Annotated in this window: 13 protein-coding genes; 4 read left to right on the top strand and 9 right to left on the bottom strand. The window is 54.8% G+C overall.

The features are described from left to right. Positions 1–65 precede the first annotated feature (65 nt). From LH22_RS03800 to pilM, 8 genes are all read right to left on the bottom strand, one after another. A complete protein-coding gene (locus tag LH22_RS03800) occupies positions 66–1100 on the bottom strand; it encodes an SPOR domain-containing protein (protein WP_038644285.1) in 1035 nt (344 codons plus the stop codon). A gap of 183 nt (positions 1101–1283) precedes the next feature. Continuing rightward, positions 1284–2372 (bottom strand): 3-dehydroquinate synthase, encoded by a 1089-nt coding sequence (gene aroB / locus LH22_RS03795; RefSeq protein WP_038644284.1) that lies wholly within the window; start codon positions 2370–2372, stop codon positions 1284–1286. Between the two features lie 39 nt (positions 2373–2411). After that, a complete protein-coding gene (gene aroK, locus LH22_RS03790; protein ID WP_034820046.1) occupies positions 2412–2933 on the bottom strand; it encodes a shikimate kinase AroK in 522 nt (173 codons plus the stop codon). 482 nt (positions 2934–3415) lie between these two features. Next, positions 3416–4675, bottom strand: coding sequence for a DNA uptake porin HofQ (hofQ, locus tag LH22_RS03785; protein WP_081946708.1), 1260 nt, complete (start codon positions 4673–4675; stop codon positions 3416–3418). Beyond that, the gene (locus LH22_RS03780) at positions 4617–4997 is read right to left on the bottom strand and encodes a HofP DNA utilization family protein (protein ID WP_038644282.1); all 381 of its coding nucleotides are present in this window, start codon (positions 4995–4997) and stop codon (positions 4617–4619) included. Before LH22_RS03780 ends, hofQ begins: the two co-directional genes overlap by 59 nt. Further along, positions 4987–5481: a hypothetical protein gene (locus LH22_RS03775; protein WP_038644281.1), complete on the bottom strand. Its 495-nt coding sequence runs from the start codon at positions 5479–5481 to the stop codon at positions 4987–4989. Before LH22_RS03775 ends, LH22_RS03780 begins: the two co-directional genes overlap by 11 nt. Continuing rightward, positions 5474–6019, bottom strand: a complete 546-nt coding sequence (locus tag LH22_RS03770; RefSeq protein WP_234465510.1) for a PilN domain-containing protein — start codon at positions 6017–6019, stop codon at positions 5474–5476. The genes LH22_RS03775 and LH22_RS03770 overlap by 8 nt, the downstream gene beginning before the upstream one ends. After that, complete coding sequence (gene pilM, locus LH22_RS03765; protein ID WP_038644280.1) at positions 6016–6825, bottom strand: pilus assembly protein PilM; 810 nt, start codon at positions 6823–6825, stop codon at positions 6016–6018. The genes LH22_RS03770 and pilM overlap by 4 nt, the downstream gene beginning before the upstream one ends. A gap of 242 nt (positions 6826–7067) precedes the next feature. Between pilM and mrcA the strand changes: the two genes are divergently transcribed. Then, the gene (gene mrcA / locus LH22_RS03760) at positions 7068–9617 is read left to right on the top strand and encodes a peptidoglycan glycosyltransferase/peptidoglycan DD-transpeptidase MrcA (protein ID WP_038644278.1); all 2550 of its coding nucleotides are present in this window, start codon (positions 7068–7070) and stop codon (positions 9615–9617) included. A 50-nt stretch (positions 9618–9667) separates the two neighbouring features. Here the strand turns inward: mrcA and nudE are convergent, their stop codons facing one another. After that, a complete protein-coding gene (gene nudE / locus LH22_RS03755) occupies positions 9668–10234 on the bottom strand; it encodes an ADP compounds hydrolase NudE (protein ID WP_038644276.1) in 567 nt (188 codons plus the stop codon). Between the two features lie 397 nt (positions 10235–10631). Here nudE and LH22_RS03750 point away from each other — a divergent pair, with 397 nt between their 5' ends. The 3 genes from LH22_RS03750 to hslR are packed head-to-tail and all read left to right on the top strand — an operon-like array spanning position 10632 to position 13908. After that, complete coding sequence (locus LH22_RS03750) at positions 10632–12773, top strand: intracellular growth attenuator family protein (protein ID WP_038644274.1); 2142 nt, start codon at positions 10632–10634, stop codon at positions 12771–12773. A 51-nt stretch (positions 12774–12824) separates the two neighbouring features. Then, positions 12825–13493 carry a GMP/IMP nucleotidase gene (gene yrfG / locus LH22_RS03745; RefSeq protein ID WP_038644273.1) on the top strand — a complete coding sequence of 223 codons (669 nt, stop codon included), beginning with the start codon at positions 12825–12827 and terminating at the stop codon, positions 13491–13493. Positions 13494–13506: 13 nt separating this feature from the next. Continuing rightward, positions 13507–13908 (top strand): ribosome-associated heat shock protein Hsp15, encoded by a 402-nt coding sequence (hslR, locus tag LH22_RS03740; protein WP_038644272.1) that lies wholly within the window; start codon positions 13507–13509, stop codon positions 13906–13908. The last annotated feature ends 13 nt before the right edge of the window (positions 13909–13921 follow it).

Genomic DNA, 13921 nt, shown 5'->3' with positions numbered 1-13921 from the left:
CTGTGGTGGAACCGACAGCAGCTTTGCGCTTTAAACGGGGCCGCGCGATCGCAGCCCCACATCAATTACTGACTTTCTTTCTTCACCTGACTCAACGGTTTTACCCACGGATTTGCCGCACGGACTTCAGCCGGCAGTGATGCCACTGCACGCTTGGCATCGGCTGGCGTAGCGTAAGCACCGCTGACCAACACATACCAGGGCTGACCGTTACGCGTGGTTTTATACACGTGATAACCGCTCAGATTTTGTTTCTTCGCCCAGGCATTCAGGCTCTCTTCTTTCGACGCACCGCTCAACTGCAGCGTGTAACTACCGCCCGTTGGCAGTGACTTACTGGCACCGCTGCTGGCGCTCACCGGCGCATTGTGCGCGGCAGTGGTATGCGTTTTATTCTCTTTTGCTCCGGCTGCCGGTTTCGACGTGGTCGGCGCTTTATGCGCGGTGTTGCTGTGCGTTTCACGTGAACCATTGCTGTTGGTACGCGCAGGTGTCTCAGAACGCATCGCCGGAGGCGTCATCGCTTTACCGTTACCGCTTACGGTAGCAGGGGCGGTCGGCAATGAACTGTTGCCTTGTGCACCCTGTGCCGCGTTATCAACCTGGCCTTGCTGATTGCTCAGCGCACTGTTGAGATCGCCCGGCAGCGTTACACGTTGCTGATTGGCTGGCGTATCGACAGGTGCAGCTTGCGTCGGCGTTGAAGACACTGCTGGCATAGAAATCGAGTTGGAATCGCCGCCTGCTGAAGAGGAGGATGTCGCTGGCGTCTGCGGTGTGTCCACTGAAGGTGTGGCGCTTTGCTGGCCACTCATGGACGTCGAGCCGGAAAGGTCGATGTTCTTTTCACCACCGGTTGCCGTTGGCGCCGCATTGCCATTGCTGGCCGTGTTTGCAGGTTTCTTATCATCCGGACCGGTCAATGCCGAACCAATACCCAGCACCACCAACAGCAGAACAAGGATGCCGATCCCCATCATCATATGCTGACGAGAAACAGGTACCTTCGCTTTCGGCGCAGAAGACGTTTTGCGTGGCCGCGTTGGACGGCGGTCACTGGCATCAGGTTTTAACTCGTCTTCCGGTTTGAACTCATCCATCTAGCCTCCTCCGTAAAACAGCACGCTTCCCACGCACCGCATCACCACTCACTGCTTTATCCGTGATACTTCGAGCTGAAACGACGTTGGCTGCATCCTATGCATCCAGACATCTCACTGATGTCAGCGCCTGGAACGCATGCGATGGCCACCTTGCTGCAGCTCAACTTATTCCGGATATCTTCAGTATTTTATACAATCGTTAATCGCAGCCAGCACCATATCATGTGCCACACCTGCGCGCACTTCAGAGCGACCAATTGCGAGAGGCAGCACCAAACGCATTTCACCCGCCAGCACTTTTTTATCGCGCATCATGTGCGGAAGATACGCTTCTGCTTGCATGCTTGCCGGGCCGTGCACCGGTAAACCCGCTCGCAAAAATAGCGCAATAATGCGATCGGTATCCGTCGAAGTGAACTGACCCAGCCGTTCGGCGGTACGGGCAGCCATGACCATTCCCGCCGCAATCGCTTCACCGTGTAACCAGTTGCCATAGCCCATGTGCGCTTCAATCGCATGACCAAAAGTATGGCCCAGATTGAGCAGTGCGCGTTGACCGTTTTCACGTTCATCGGCGGCAACCACTTCAGCTTTGAGTTCACAGCAGCGACGGATACAGTAGGCCAGGGCTTGCTGATCCAGTGCCAGCAGAGCATCAAGATTCTGCTCCAGCCACTGGAAGAATTCCCCGTCGAGGATAATGCCGTATTTGATCACTTCCGCTAGACCAGACGCCAATTCGCGCGCCGGCAGCGTAGCCAGGCAATCGGTATCGACCACCACTGAGGCGGGCTGGTAGAAGGCACCAATCATGTTTTTGCCCAGCGGATGGTTGACGGCTGTTTTACCGCCGACCGAAGAGTCGACCTGAGACAGCAGCGTTGTCGGTACCTGGATAAAGCGCACACCGCGTTGATAGCTCGCAGCGGCAAACCCAGTGAGATCACCAATCACACCGCCGCCGAGCGCAATTAACGTGGTATCACGTCCATGCGGTTTCTGCAGCAGCGCGGTGAAGACATCGTCCATCACAGCGAGCGTCTTGTACTTTTCACCATCAGGTAAAATCACCTGATCCACCTTCACGCCCGCCTGCGAAAGCAGTGCTGACAGCTTGTCGAGGTAGATCGGGGCAAGCGTCTCATTGGTCACCAGCATGGCGTTATCGCCTGCTTTTAGCGGCCAAAAAGAAGCCGGATCGTTAAACAGTCCGGCAGCGATGGTGATGGGGTAACTACGATCCCCGAGTGAGACAGTGATCTTCTCCATGATGACCGATACCTATTGCTGAGCCGTCAGGGCGCTGGATTAATTTTTTTCCAGCATGTTGATGATCTGATTGGCGACAACTTTTGCACTTTGATCGTCAGTGCGAATAGTGACGTCAGCGATCTCTTCATAAAGTGGATTACGTTCGCCAGCTAAAGCTTCCAGTACTTCGCGCGGTGGCTCTTCAACCTGCAACAACGGACGTTTTTTATCACGCTGTGTACGAGCAAGTTGCTTTTCGATAGTCGTTTCAAGATAAACGACCACGCCGCGGGCGGAGAGACGATTGCGGGTTTCACGGGATTTGACAGAACCACCACCGGTCGCCAGGACAATGCCTTGTTTCTCGGTGAGTTCATTAATGATCTTCTCTTCGCGATCGCGGAAACCGTCTTCGCCTTCCACATCAAATACCCAGCCTACATCCGCTCCGGTACGTCGCTCAATTTCCTGATCGGAATCGAAAAATTCCATATTGAGTTGCTGAGCTAACTGACGACCAATAGTGCTTTTGCCGGCACCCATCGGCCCAACCAGAAAGATATTGCGTTTCTCTGCCATTTTATCGGTATTACTAAGAATTCGTTGATGATACCCCGCGTTCAGCATAGTGCTGGCGGGACAGGAACTGAGACCTCATGAGCATTAACAAGAGTCAGACGGAAAATTATCTCAACACTCATGGCCGTTTGGCAACCGAATAAATTGCCCCCGGCGACCTTGTAACAGGACCGGTCTGTGGTTCGCGAGACGGTAACGCCCCTCCTGTTTTCCCTCACACTTCAAGCACCATGCGCGCTGGCCGTGTCTTCGCGTCCCTTAAACTTACAGATATAAGCTTAGGAATTAACGCTTTCACCGCCGTGCTTTAACTCGAATTATTTAGGGAAAATATATTCTGACGCCAGTATCGCTTGTGACTGACGCCCATCGGAAGGTTATCCTGCCGCGTTCCGCTACACCATTTTAAAAATCGCTAAACCTTGTAAGCTAATTCCTGCCCTGCGTCAACGCAGATGGCAAATCAGAGTGAATTTTCCGCTTTATCCGGTAGTAAGCGCTGCTTCCCTGACCAGTCTGGGGGTAATGAAGATCACCAACTCCTTCTTTTTATGTTCTTTGGTTTGCTGACGAAACAGCGTTCCCAGCAAGGGCAGTTCACCCAACCACGGTACACGCTGTTCGGTCTGCATGCGCTGTTGCTGGAAAATCCCGCCCAGCGCCAACGTTTCGCCATCACGCAGCGTCACCTGCGTTTCAATTTCCTGCTTATCAATACTCAGCACGTTGCTTTCACCCACGTTCAGGCTGCGCCCTGGCATGTTCTGGCTTAAGCGCAGTTTTAACTGAATCCGTCCATTCCCCAGCACCATGGGCGTCACTTCCATCCCTAACACTGCCTCTTTAAATTCAATCGCCGTTGCACCACTGCTGCCCGACTTCACCTCGTAAGGAATTTCGGTTCCCTGTTTAATGGAAGCGGTTTGCTGGTGAGAGGTAAAAAGCCGCGGGCTGGCGATGATTTCGATTTGGTTCTCCTGCTCGAGCGCGCTGAGTTCCAGATTCAACAATTCCCCACTAACCTGCCCCAGCGTGACGCCCGCGCGCAACGCAGGACTATTCACGGCCAATGGGATCGCCAGTTGTGGATGATGCAATGCCGTCGTCACACTTTGCGCAGGCGCGGTGTGCCAGTTCACCCCCAGCTCACGCAGATGTTCTTCATTGATAGTGATGATGTGGGCAGACAACTCGACCTGTTCGAGTGGCATATCCAGCGCGCGCAACCAGCGCGAGGCATCACGCAGCGCGGCGGCGGTGTCACGCAATAACAAGCTGTTGGTGCGGCTATCGACCGTGACACTGCCGCGTGGAGTGAGGAGTGAACGCTCCGCTTGAAGACTACGATAGACATCGCTGGCATTGGCGTAATGCAGCGTGACGGACTGCTGTTCGAGAGGAAGTTGCTGTTGCCGCTCCTCATGTTCTGTTTTCGCCTGTTGTGTCTGCATCTGTTGCCAGCTTTCGGGATAAACCAGCAGCACGCCCTCTTCCTGCACCACGGTGAGTTTTGCCAACCGGGTCACCAGCGCCAGTGCGCGCTCCCATCCTACATTTTCCAGGCGCAGTGATAAGCGCCCTTCAACGCCTGGTGCAATCAGCAGGTTGGTTTGTTGATAATCTGCCAGCGCCTGCAAAATACGTTCAACGGGGGCATCATCAAACACCAGGCTTAAGCGTTCCTCATTTGCCTGCAGGGGCAGGCTCAAACTCAGGCACAGCAGTAGTGTCATCCATTTCATAATATCCTCCTTTTATAGACCAGGTGATTTGCTGCGGTGGGCAGCTTTGCGCGACATGCAAGGTCATGCTATTCGCGGTTAACGCTGCCACCTGCCAGCTTGAGCGCGGTAACCGAGCCGAAGGGCCAAGCCGATGGTTTTTTCCTTCTGGTGAGCGTAGCCAGGCAACATAGCGCGTGGGAGTACCGATAATGCCCTGCAACCGCCAGCCATCAGGTTCAGCCACCTGCATCCGACATTGCACCTCGGCCTGCGGCTGAAAGGGATCGCGTGCCAGCGTAAAGCCGCTCCACAGTACTAACAGCCATGCACTATGGCGCATCTCCATCCTCCAGCCACAGCTGTGTGTTCAGCGATCCCTGCTCTTCTTTGAGTTCAAAGCGCTGCGGTACAGGCAGGCGAGTCAATGACAACTCTGAAAACAGCGGGACAAATTGCGTCCAGCCGAGCCGCAGCTGTAACTGCTGTGGCTGATTATCCGGCAGCCAGCTTTCCAGTTGCTCGCCACGCTCGGTGATCAAAGCTTCGAGCGTAACTTGCTCAGTGACGCCACTAATGGGTTGCTGTAACCGTGCGATTTCCTGTTCCAGCAGGTTGATGGCAGGTCGTGCAGCCAATAGCTGCTGACGCTGCATCACCTGCTGTGACATCACCGCCTGCTGGCGTAATTGGGCAGCATGGACCTGTTGCTGCGGGCGTAGTAAAACCCACCACGCCAAAAGCATCAGCAGCAGAGACATGCCCAACAGGCAGGCAATGCGCCACATCAGGGCTAAAGCGAGCCAGCGCTGCAATGCATCATTCACCGATGTTCTCCTGCATCCGCGCGCGCAAGACAAATCGATAGTGCCCAGCAGTTTGGCGCTGCACGCTGGCCGGTTTTACCGTGGCAAACAGCGGCTGCCTCATCAATTGATGACGAAAATCCTGGATCGCCATCATGCTCTGCGCCTGCCCTTCGAACAGCAAGATGCCCTGGCGCCGCTCCACCCGTTTGAGCCAAAGCGTGTCCAGCATCAACATCGGCAAGCGCTGCCAGAACTGTTGCCAGCGCTGATGCTCATCCTTTTTACGCTGCCGTATCAGCTGCGCCTCTAATAGCTCATCGCGTTGCTGCAGCAGCAGTTGCTGTTGCGTCAACTGGCGTTGCAACGCTTCATGCTGTTGGCTGATCTCCGCCAACGTCCTGTGCATCTGGCCCTGTGCCTGGCTTCCGCGCCACCATAACGACAGCACCATCATTACCGTCGCCAGCAGGACGCATCCCAACAGGGAAAAACTTTGCTGGCGGCGGCGCTGCTGCAACCGCACGCGCCAGGGTAATAAATTGACGGCCAGCATCATGCATCCTCCGGGCGCAGCGCCAGACCGAGCGCAATAGCAAACTCACCTTCTTGCGCGGGCAGTGGCGGTTGTCGATAGTGCAGTAATGAAAGCGGTCGGCAGTGCGTCACGTTAGGTTCAGCCAGGCTGAAGGCCGAGGTACAAAAGATGGACGATGCCTGAGGGAAGGTTTCACGCAGTTTCGCCAGCGTTAGAGGTTCTGTGGCCGCGCCTGAAGTGCCCGGCTCACCGGCTAACGTCCATAGCCAGTGATCGCTAAGCGGATGGATTAAAAGTTGGTCACGATGCAGCGGCATGCGCATGGCGATTTGGGCCAACGCCAGGCTGCTCAGTTCAAAGACATCGGGTCGCAGGCCAGCCTCCTTTAGCGGCGCCAGCCACTGCGCAATCACTTCACGCCGTGCCGCCGTAATGCACAGTTGCGTTGCATTACGTGCCGAGCGGTAGTCAATCGACAGCGTGGCGGGTTCAACCGGAAACAGGCGTGGTGCCGAGGATGCCACATAACGGCTCATTGCCGGTTCACTGAGCGAGGTTTCTGGCAGCGGCAATGTTCGCTGCAACACCAGTTGCGGCGGCAAGCCAACTCGCAGTGAATAGCGTTTCGGCAGATGACGCTGCCAGCGCGTCAACATCTCCTGTAACAGTGGGGTAGTTTGCAACACGCCGTTGCGTAACGTATCGTGCGGCAGCGGTTGTTGCCACCAATGGCGTAACTGCCAGCCATGACGTCGGCGTTCAATGCCCAGGGCGCAGAGTTGCCCGTTTTGGATGTCCAATCCGATTTGCCAGCGCTGAAAAGCCATATGCGCGATCTCCTTATCTTTTAAGGTAAAAAAAGAGATACCCTAAATCTTTCGAGTCGCGGCAAGGCGGAAAACGAGCGATGGCTCAGGCGCTTACTGAAGTCAGCATCTAAGGTAAGCTCGCGCAGCCGACACAGCTGCAGCTCGAAGTATGACGGGTATATCAAAGCGTCAGGCTTGCCTTTATACTACCGCGCGATTGTTTATAAACTGCCCAAACGACAACAGATGGGAATTCTCAGGTGAAGTTCGTAAAGTATTTATTGATTCTTACAGTGTGTTGCATTCTGCTGGGAGCAGGCACGGTTTATGGTTTGTACAAATACATAGAGCCGCAGCTGCCCGATGTGAACACGCTGAAAGACGTGCGTTTGCAAACCCCGATGCAGGTTTACAGCGCGGATGGCGAACTGATCGCCCAGTATGGTGAGAAGCGCCGCGTGCCGCTCACCCTGCAACAGATGCCGCCTGAGCTGATCAAAGCGTTCATTGCAACGGAAGACAGCCGCTTCTATGAGCACCACGGCGTCGATCCGGTGGGCATTTTCCGTGCCGCCAGCGTCGCGCTGGTGTCCGGCCATGCTTCGCAGGGTGCCAGTACCATCACGCAACAGCTGGCGCGTAACTTCTTCCTTAGCCCCGAACGCACGCTGATGCGTAAGATCAAGGAAGCGTTCCTGGCGATTCGCATTGAACAGCTGCTGAGCAAGGATGAAATCCTCGAGCTCTACCTCAACAAAATCTATCTCGGTTACCGTGCCTATGGTGTCGGAGCGGCAGCACAGGTCTACTTCGGTAAGCCGGTTGATCAGCTCTCACTGAGTGAGATGGCGATGATTGCCGGTCTGCCGAAAGCACCGTCAACCTTTAACCCGCTTTACTCTCATGCGCGCGCGCTGGCGCGTCGTAATGTGGTACTGGCGCGTATGCTCGACCAGAATTACATCACGCAGCAGCAGTATGATGACGCGCGCAACACGCCGCTGGTCGCAACCTATCATGGTCCCGAAATTGCCTTCTCCGCACCTTATCTGAGCGAAATGGTGCGTCAGGAGATGGTGAAACGCTATGGTGACGCCGCTTACGATGATGGCTACAAGGTGTATACCACCGTCACGCGTCATCTGCAGGAGGCCGCACAACAAGCTGTTCGCAATAACGTGATGGCGTATGACATGCGTCATGGTTATCGCGGCCCGACCAACGTGTTGTGGAAAGTGGGCGAAGCAAGCTGGGATAAGAGCCGCATTCAAAACGCGCTGAAAGACCTGCCCACCTACGGCCCACTGAATGCCGCCGTGGTGACCACGGCCACGGCCGATGAAGCCACCGCGATGATGAAAGACGGCAGCAGCGTCTCTCTGAGTATGGCGGGCGTTCGCTGGGCGCGTCCTTACAAATCCGACACGCTACAAGGCCCTACGCCCCGCAGCGTGACGCAGGTACTGCAGGCTGGCCAGCAGATTTGGGTGCGTAAAGTCGATAACGACTGGTGGTTAGGTCAGGTGCCGCTGGTCAACTCGGCCCTCGTCTCGCTCAATCCAGAAGACGGTGCGGTACGCGCGCTGGTCGGTGGTTTTGACTTCAACCAGAGTATGTTTAACCGCGCGACACAGGCACTGCGTCAGGTCGGTTCAAACATCAAACCGTTCTTGTATACCGCCGCGATGGACCGTGGACTGACGCTGGCTTCCATACTGAACGATGTGCCCATTTCACGTTGGGATGCGGGTGCCGGAGCGGACTGGCGCCCCAAAAACTCCCCGCCGACCTATGCGGGACCTATCCGCTTGCGTCAGGGCCTGGGTGAGTCGAAAAACGTGGTGATGGTTCGTGCAATGCGTGCGATGGGTGTGGATTACGCCGCAGAGTATCTGCAGCGCTTCGGTTTCCCTGCACAGAACATCATCCATACCGAATCGCTGGCACTGGGTGCGGCTTCGTTTACCCCAATGCAGGTGGTGCGCGGTTATGCCGTGATGGCTAACGGCGGCTTCCTTGTCGATCCTTACTTCATTACCAAAATTGAAAATGAGCAAGGCGGCGTGGTGTTTGAAGAGAAACCGAAGATTGCCTGCCCGCAGTGCAATCTGCCGGTGATCTACGGCGACACCAAAAAATCGCTGGCGTTGAATGAAGAGAGCGTGGAAAACGTCGCAACCTCCGATCAATCGCAGAACCAAGCGGTACCACAGCCCGAGCTGGAGCAAGTGCCCGCTCAACCGCAACCCGCGGGTGATCAGCAATATGCTCCGCATGTGATCAATACGCCGCTGTCGTTCCTGATCAAAAGCGCACTGAACTCCAACGTGTTCGGTGAGCCCGGCTGGATGGGAACAGGCTGGCGCGCGGGTCGTGACCTGAAGCGTAACGATATCGGCGGAAAAACCGGTACCACTAACAGCTCGAAGGATGCGTGGTTCTCTGGTTACGGCCCTGGTGTCGTGACCTCAGTGTGGATTGGTTTCGATGATTCACGCGCGCTGGGCCGCTCGACCATGTCAGGTGCGATTCCTGACCAGATTTCTGGCTATGAAGGCGGCGCGAAGAGTGCTCAGCCAGCCTGGGATGATTACATGAAATCTGCGCTGGATGGCGTGCCGGTACAGCCGCTGACACCGCCAGATGGCGTTGTCACTGTGACGATCGATCGCGGTACGGGCAAGCTGGCCAACGGTGGCGGCAATACCCGTCAGGAGTACTTCATCAATGGCACTCAGCCAACGGAGTATTCAGTGCATGATGTGGGCACCACACTCATGGACAACGGCCAAAGCCACGAACTGTTCTGATAAAAAAAGCCGGCGTATTCGCCGGCTTTTTTATTGCGTATTTGTCGTCTTCAGTAGGTCAATCGACCCTGCTTCACCAGCCACTCACGCACCAGGAACAGCGCACTGACATTCCGGGCTTCACGGAAATCTGGCTCTTCCAGCAACGCCAGCAGGTTATTGAGCGGCCAGCGGTGAACAATCAGCGGTTCAGGTTCATCCCCTTCCAGCTTCTCTTCATACAGCCCTTCTGCCACCACAATGTTCATTTTGCTGGAGAAGTAAGAGGGTGCCATAGTGAGTTTACCCAGCGCTTCGAGTTTTCGGGCACCAAAGCCGGCTTCTTCTTTTAACTCACGGTCTGCGGCTTCAAACACGCTTTCGCCTGGGTCGATTAACCCCTTAGGAAAACCCAACTCATAGCTTTCCAGCCCTACGGCATATTCCTGAATCAGGATCACATCATCACCCAGAATCGGCACAATCATCACCGCTTCCCGGTTGGAAGGTTTCATACGCTCATAGACACGGCGTGCACCGTTACTGAAAGCGAGATCAACCGCTTCAATAGTAAACAAGCGGGAGCGGGCCACCGCTTCCACGTTGAGGATGTCAGGTTTTTTCATTGGAGTTTTCATATCAGCCTCAAACTTAGCACAGCCTTGTGAATCGCGATGACGCCAGCATACCGAAGCCCGCAGCAATGTGCGACACGCAGCGCAGGGAAAGCATCGTGACACACATTTGCTTACGCCTGCTAACAACTTATTGTTATCTATACACTTAAATTTTCACAATAAGTCAATGGGGTTTTGTTAAATTCAGAAAATACCGATATTTAATTGAGTGTCCTGTGGTTAACATCCCATTAAGGAATAATCTAATAAATTATAATTCAATGATTTTGTGCGTTATTTTATCTGAGTTTTTTCTTGTAAGAATGACTTCTGCTCGCCAAAATTGACTGGTAATAATGGTTCCACCGGGAGCACATCGTAAACGTGAAGGCAGTTTTTTGGCTGGATTGAGCAAAGCATGAGCACTTTTATCATCATTCTGGCTGTCATGCTGGCCTGCTCTCTTATAGCAGGAATAGGTTATTGGTACGCTATGCGGCATCGTCCGCCGTTGGCGAAACCGCTGCCGTTTATTAGTCCCCCCTGCCGCAAACTCACTGATGAAGAACGTCTCGCCGTTGAAGCGTACATTGCGTCCCTGGCGAAACAGCAAAAACAGAGTACTGCCCGCTCCTCAAAGAAGTCGCGTGAGACCGAATCCCTGACGCTCACGGCGCAGAGCAACAATGTTTATCCCGTCACGCGTTCCATCACTCGCTATGGCCTCTCAACGGATGATGCGCATCAATGGCGCTACTACCTCGATGAAGTGGAAGTGCATCTGCCACCGCTGTGGGAGCAGTACATTGCGGAAGAGAATTATGTTGAGCTGATCCGCACTCAAACGCTGCCACTGGTGATCTCACTCAACGGTCACTCGTTAGTGAATTATGCCGTAGAACAACCCGCCTTGCCGCCGCTGGTGCGTTCAATGTCGACCAACGCCTCTATTCGTAAAGAGGAGAGCGAAAATGTCGAGTTGCTGCAGGTGCGTAAAGAATCGCCGGAAGAGTACCGCCTATCGCGGCCAGATGGCACGCGCGAGGCCATTGTTATCTGCTTTGCCTTCCTGCTGTTCTTCCTCAGCCTGGTGCTGCCCGGAAGCCTGATGGTGTGGATTGCCCTGCCAGCCTGCGCAATGATCGCGGTTAGCTTGTGGTTCCTTTACCGCTTCCCGGGTGAAAAAGGGCTACGCGATGTGCACTGTTTGCGCGGAGCACCGAAACGCTGGGGCCTGTTTGGTGAATCCAATCAGGAGCAGAGCAATATCTCGCTGGGCATTATCGATTTAATTTATCCCGCCCACTGGCAACCCTATGTCGCGCACGATTTGGGCCAGGTGACGGATGTCGACATCTATCTGAATCGGCAAGTGGTGCGCCAGGGGCGTTTCCTCTCCCTGCACGATGAGGTTCGCAATTTCCCGGTTCAGCGCTGGCGCAAAAATCTGGTGCTGGCTTGTGGTTCGCTGGTGGTCCTGGTGATGCTGTTTACCTGGATTCCGCTCAGTATGCCGATCAAGCTCAGCCTCGCATGGGTAAAAGGCACCGAAAGCATTGAAGTAAATAGCGTGGATAAACTCAACGCCCTGCCGCTGCACATCGGTGACAACCTGAAGGTGAGTGGAACCGGCATGTGTTCCGTACCGGGCAACTATCAAAGCAATCGCAGCTATGCGTATATGCCGTTCGACTGCTCAGCCATTTACTGGAATAACGCAGCACCTCTGCCGCAGCCGCAGTCAGATATCATCGATAAAGCTGCCGCTCTGCTTGATACCACCACACGTCAGCTGCATCCGGAAACCAACACCGATCCGAAACTCAATCCACAGCTTGCCTCCGCGATTCAGAAATCGGGCATGATTCTGCTGGATGATTTCTCTGATTTAGTGCTGAAAACACAGGATCTGTGCAGCCAGCAGCAAGATTGCGTCCGGCTGAAAAATGCCCTGGTGAATCTGGGCAATGCTAAGGATTGGGATTCACTGATCCACCGCGCTGATTCCGGCAAGCTTAACGGCATGAACGTGCTGTTACGCCCGGTCAGTGCGGAAGCGCTGGAGAACCTGGTGAATACCGCGACCTCGACCTTCTTCTCGCGTGAAACCCGTCGTGCAGCAGAAAATCTGAATAGCCCACCACCGGGCGGCTTCCTGATAATGAGTGATGAGGGCCGTCAGATGGTGAACCAGCCACAGCCTTCCGTGTCACTGTTTGATCTCGATGCAGCGTCTCAGTGGCGCGAATTGCAACGCATGTCCGGTATGCTGTTGCACACGCCGTTTGCTGCCAACGGCATTATTACCAGCATCACCACTGACGCTAACGGCACACGCCATATTGCGTTGCACAATGAACCGGATGCGATGGCGCAATGGCGATACCTCGGTACCGCATTATTGATGCTGGTGCTGATCCTCTGCGGCGTCACCAATGGGCTGTTGGCCCTGCGACGTGTGCATCGTAATCGCCTGCGCATGGTGGAAATTCAGCAGTATTACGACAAGTGCTTCAATCACAATCTGAGCACTATGCAGAGCGTGCGCTCACTGTTCTGAGCCCTTCCCTTCTGTGCTACCCTGTCGCCCTATTTTTTAGGGCGAGAGAGTATGACGATGACGCTAAACTGGTCCGGGATTGATACCGTGCTGCTGGATATGGATGGCACGCTGCTCGATCTCGCCTTTGACCGCCATTTCTGGCTGGAGCACGTTCCGGAAACCCTGAGCCGCGAGCGTGATATCACGCTGGCCGAAGCACACCAGCTGATTCAGCAGAAGTATCAAGCCGTGGTGCATACGCTAAACTGGTATTGTCTTGATTACTGGTCGCAAGAACTGGCCTTGGATATCCGCGCCATGACATGGGAAAAGCGTCACCGTGCGGCCATGCGCGAGGATACGCTACCGCTACTCCAGGCACTGCGTGCTGCGGGTAAACGCACCATCTTGCTGACCAATGCGCATCCGTACAACCTCGAGGTAAAGCTGGAGCAAACCGGTTTGGCTCCCCACCTTGATTTATTACTTTCTACCCATACCTTTGGGTATCCGAAAGAGGATCCACGTCTCTGGCAGGCCGTGCAGCAGCAAACGGCATTCGATAGCGAACGCACGCTGTTCATTGATGATAGCGAAGCGATCCTTGATGCAGCGGCACGCTGGGGCATTCGCTGGTGTTTAGGCGTCAGCAATCCGGATTCCGGTCGGCCCGATCAATCTTTCCAGCGTCATGCTGCAGTGCGAGACTATCGCCAGTTGTGTGAAACGCTGCGTTAAAGCAGGAGCCGCAATGAAAGAAAAAACCAGCGAAGGTGTCCGCCTCGATAAATGGCTGTGGGCTGCGCGTTTTTATAAAACGCGCGCGCTGGCTCGCGAAATGATCGATGGCGGTAAAGTGCATTACAACGGCCAGCGCAGCAAACCGAGTAAAATCGTGGAATTGCAGGCCGAACTAACACTGCGCCAGGGCAACGATGAGCGAACGGTGGTGATTACCGCCATAGGCGATCAACGCCGCCCAGCCACTGAAGCGCAAGCGATGTATGCGGAGACCGCCGCCAGCATTGAGAAGCGTGAAAAAACGGCACTGGCGCGCAAAATGAATGCCCTGACCATGCCGCACCCCGATCGCCGCCCGGATAAAAAAGAGCGCCGCGATCTGATGAAATTTAAATTGTCGGGCGATGAATAACCGTCGCCCCAAC

This window comes from Pantoea rwandensis, from assembly GCF_000759475.1.
Lineage (GTDB): Bacteria > Pseudomonadota > Gammaproteobacteria > Enterobacterales > Enterobacteriaceae > Pantoea > Pantoea rwandensis_B.
This window is presented reverse-complemented; position numbering and strand designations above follow the sequence as displayed.

Coding starts and splice junctions, on each gene's coding strand:
- LH22_RS03800 (WP_038644285.1), bottom strand. CDS start 1,100: ATGGATGAGTTCAAACCGGAAGACGAGTTAAAACCTGATGCCAGTGAC.
- aroB (WP_038644284.1), bottom strand. CDS start 2,372: ATGGAGAAGATCACTGTCTCACTCGGGGATCGTAGTTACCCCATCACC.
- aroK (WP_034820046.1), bottom strand. CDS start 2,933: ATGGCAGAGAAACGCAATATCTTTCTGGTTGGGCCGATGGGTGCCGGC.
- hofQ (WP_081946708.1), bottom strand. CDS start 4,675: ATGAAATGGATGACACTACTGCTGTGCCTGAGTTTGAGCCTGCCCCTG.
- LH22_RS03780 (WP_038644282.1), bottom strand. CDS start 4,997: ATGCGCCATAGTGCATGGCTGTTAGTACTGTGGAGCGGCTTTACGCTG.
- LH22_RS03770 (WP_234465510.1), bottom strand. CDS start 6,019: ATGATGCTGGCCGTCAATTTATTACCCTGGCGCGTGCGGTTGCAGCAG.
- pilM (WP_038644280.1), bottom strand. CDS start 6,825: ATGGCTTTTCAGCGCTGGCAAATCGGATTGGACATCCAAAACGGGCAA.
- nudE (WP_038644276.1), bottom strand. CDS start 10,234: ATGAAAACTCCAATGAAAAAACCTGACATCCTCAACGTGGAAGCGGTG.
- LH22_RS03750 (WP_038644274.1), top strand. CDS start 10,632: ATGAGCACTTTTATCATCATTCTGGCTGTCATGCTGGCCTGCTCTCTT.
- yrfG (WP_038644273.1), top strand. CDS start 12,825: ATGACGATGACGCTAAACTGGTCCGGGATTGATACCGTGCTGCTGGAT.
- hslR (WP_038644272.1), top strand. CDS start 13,507: ATGAAAGAAAAAACCAGCGAAGGTGTCCGCCTCGATAAATGGCTGTGG.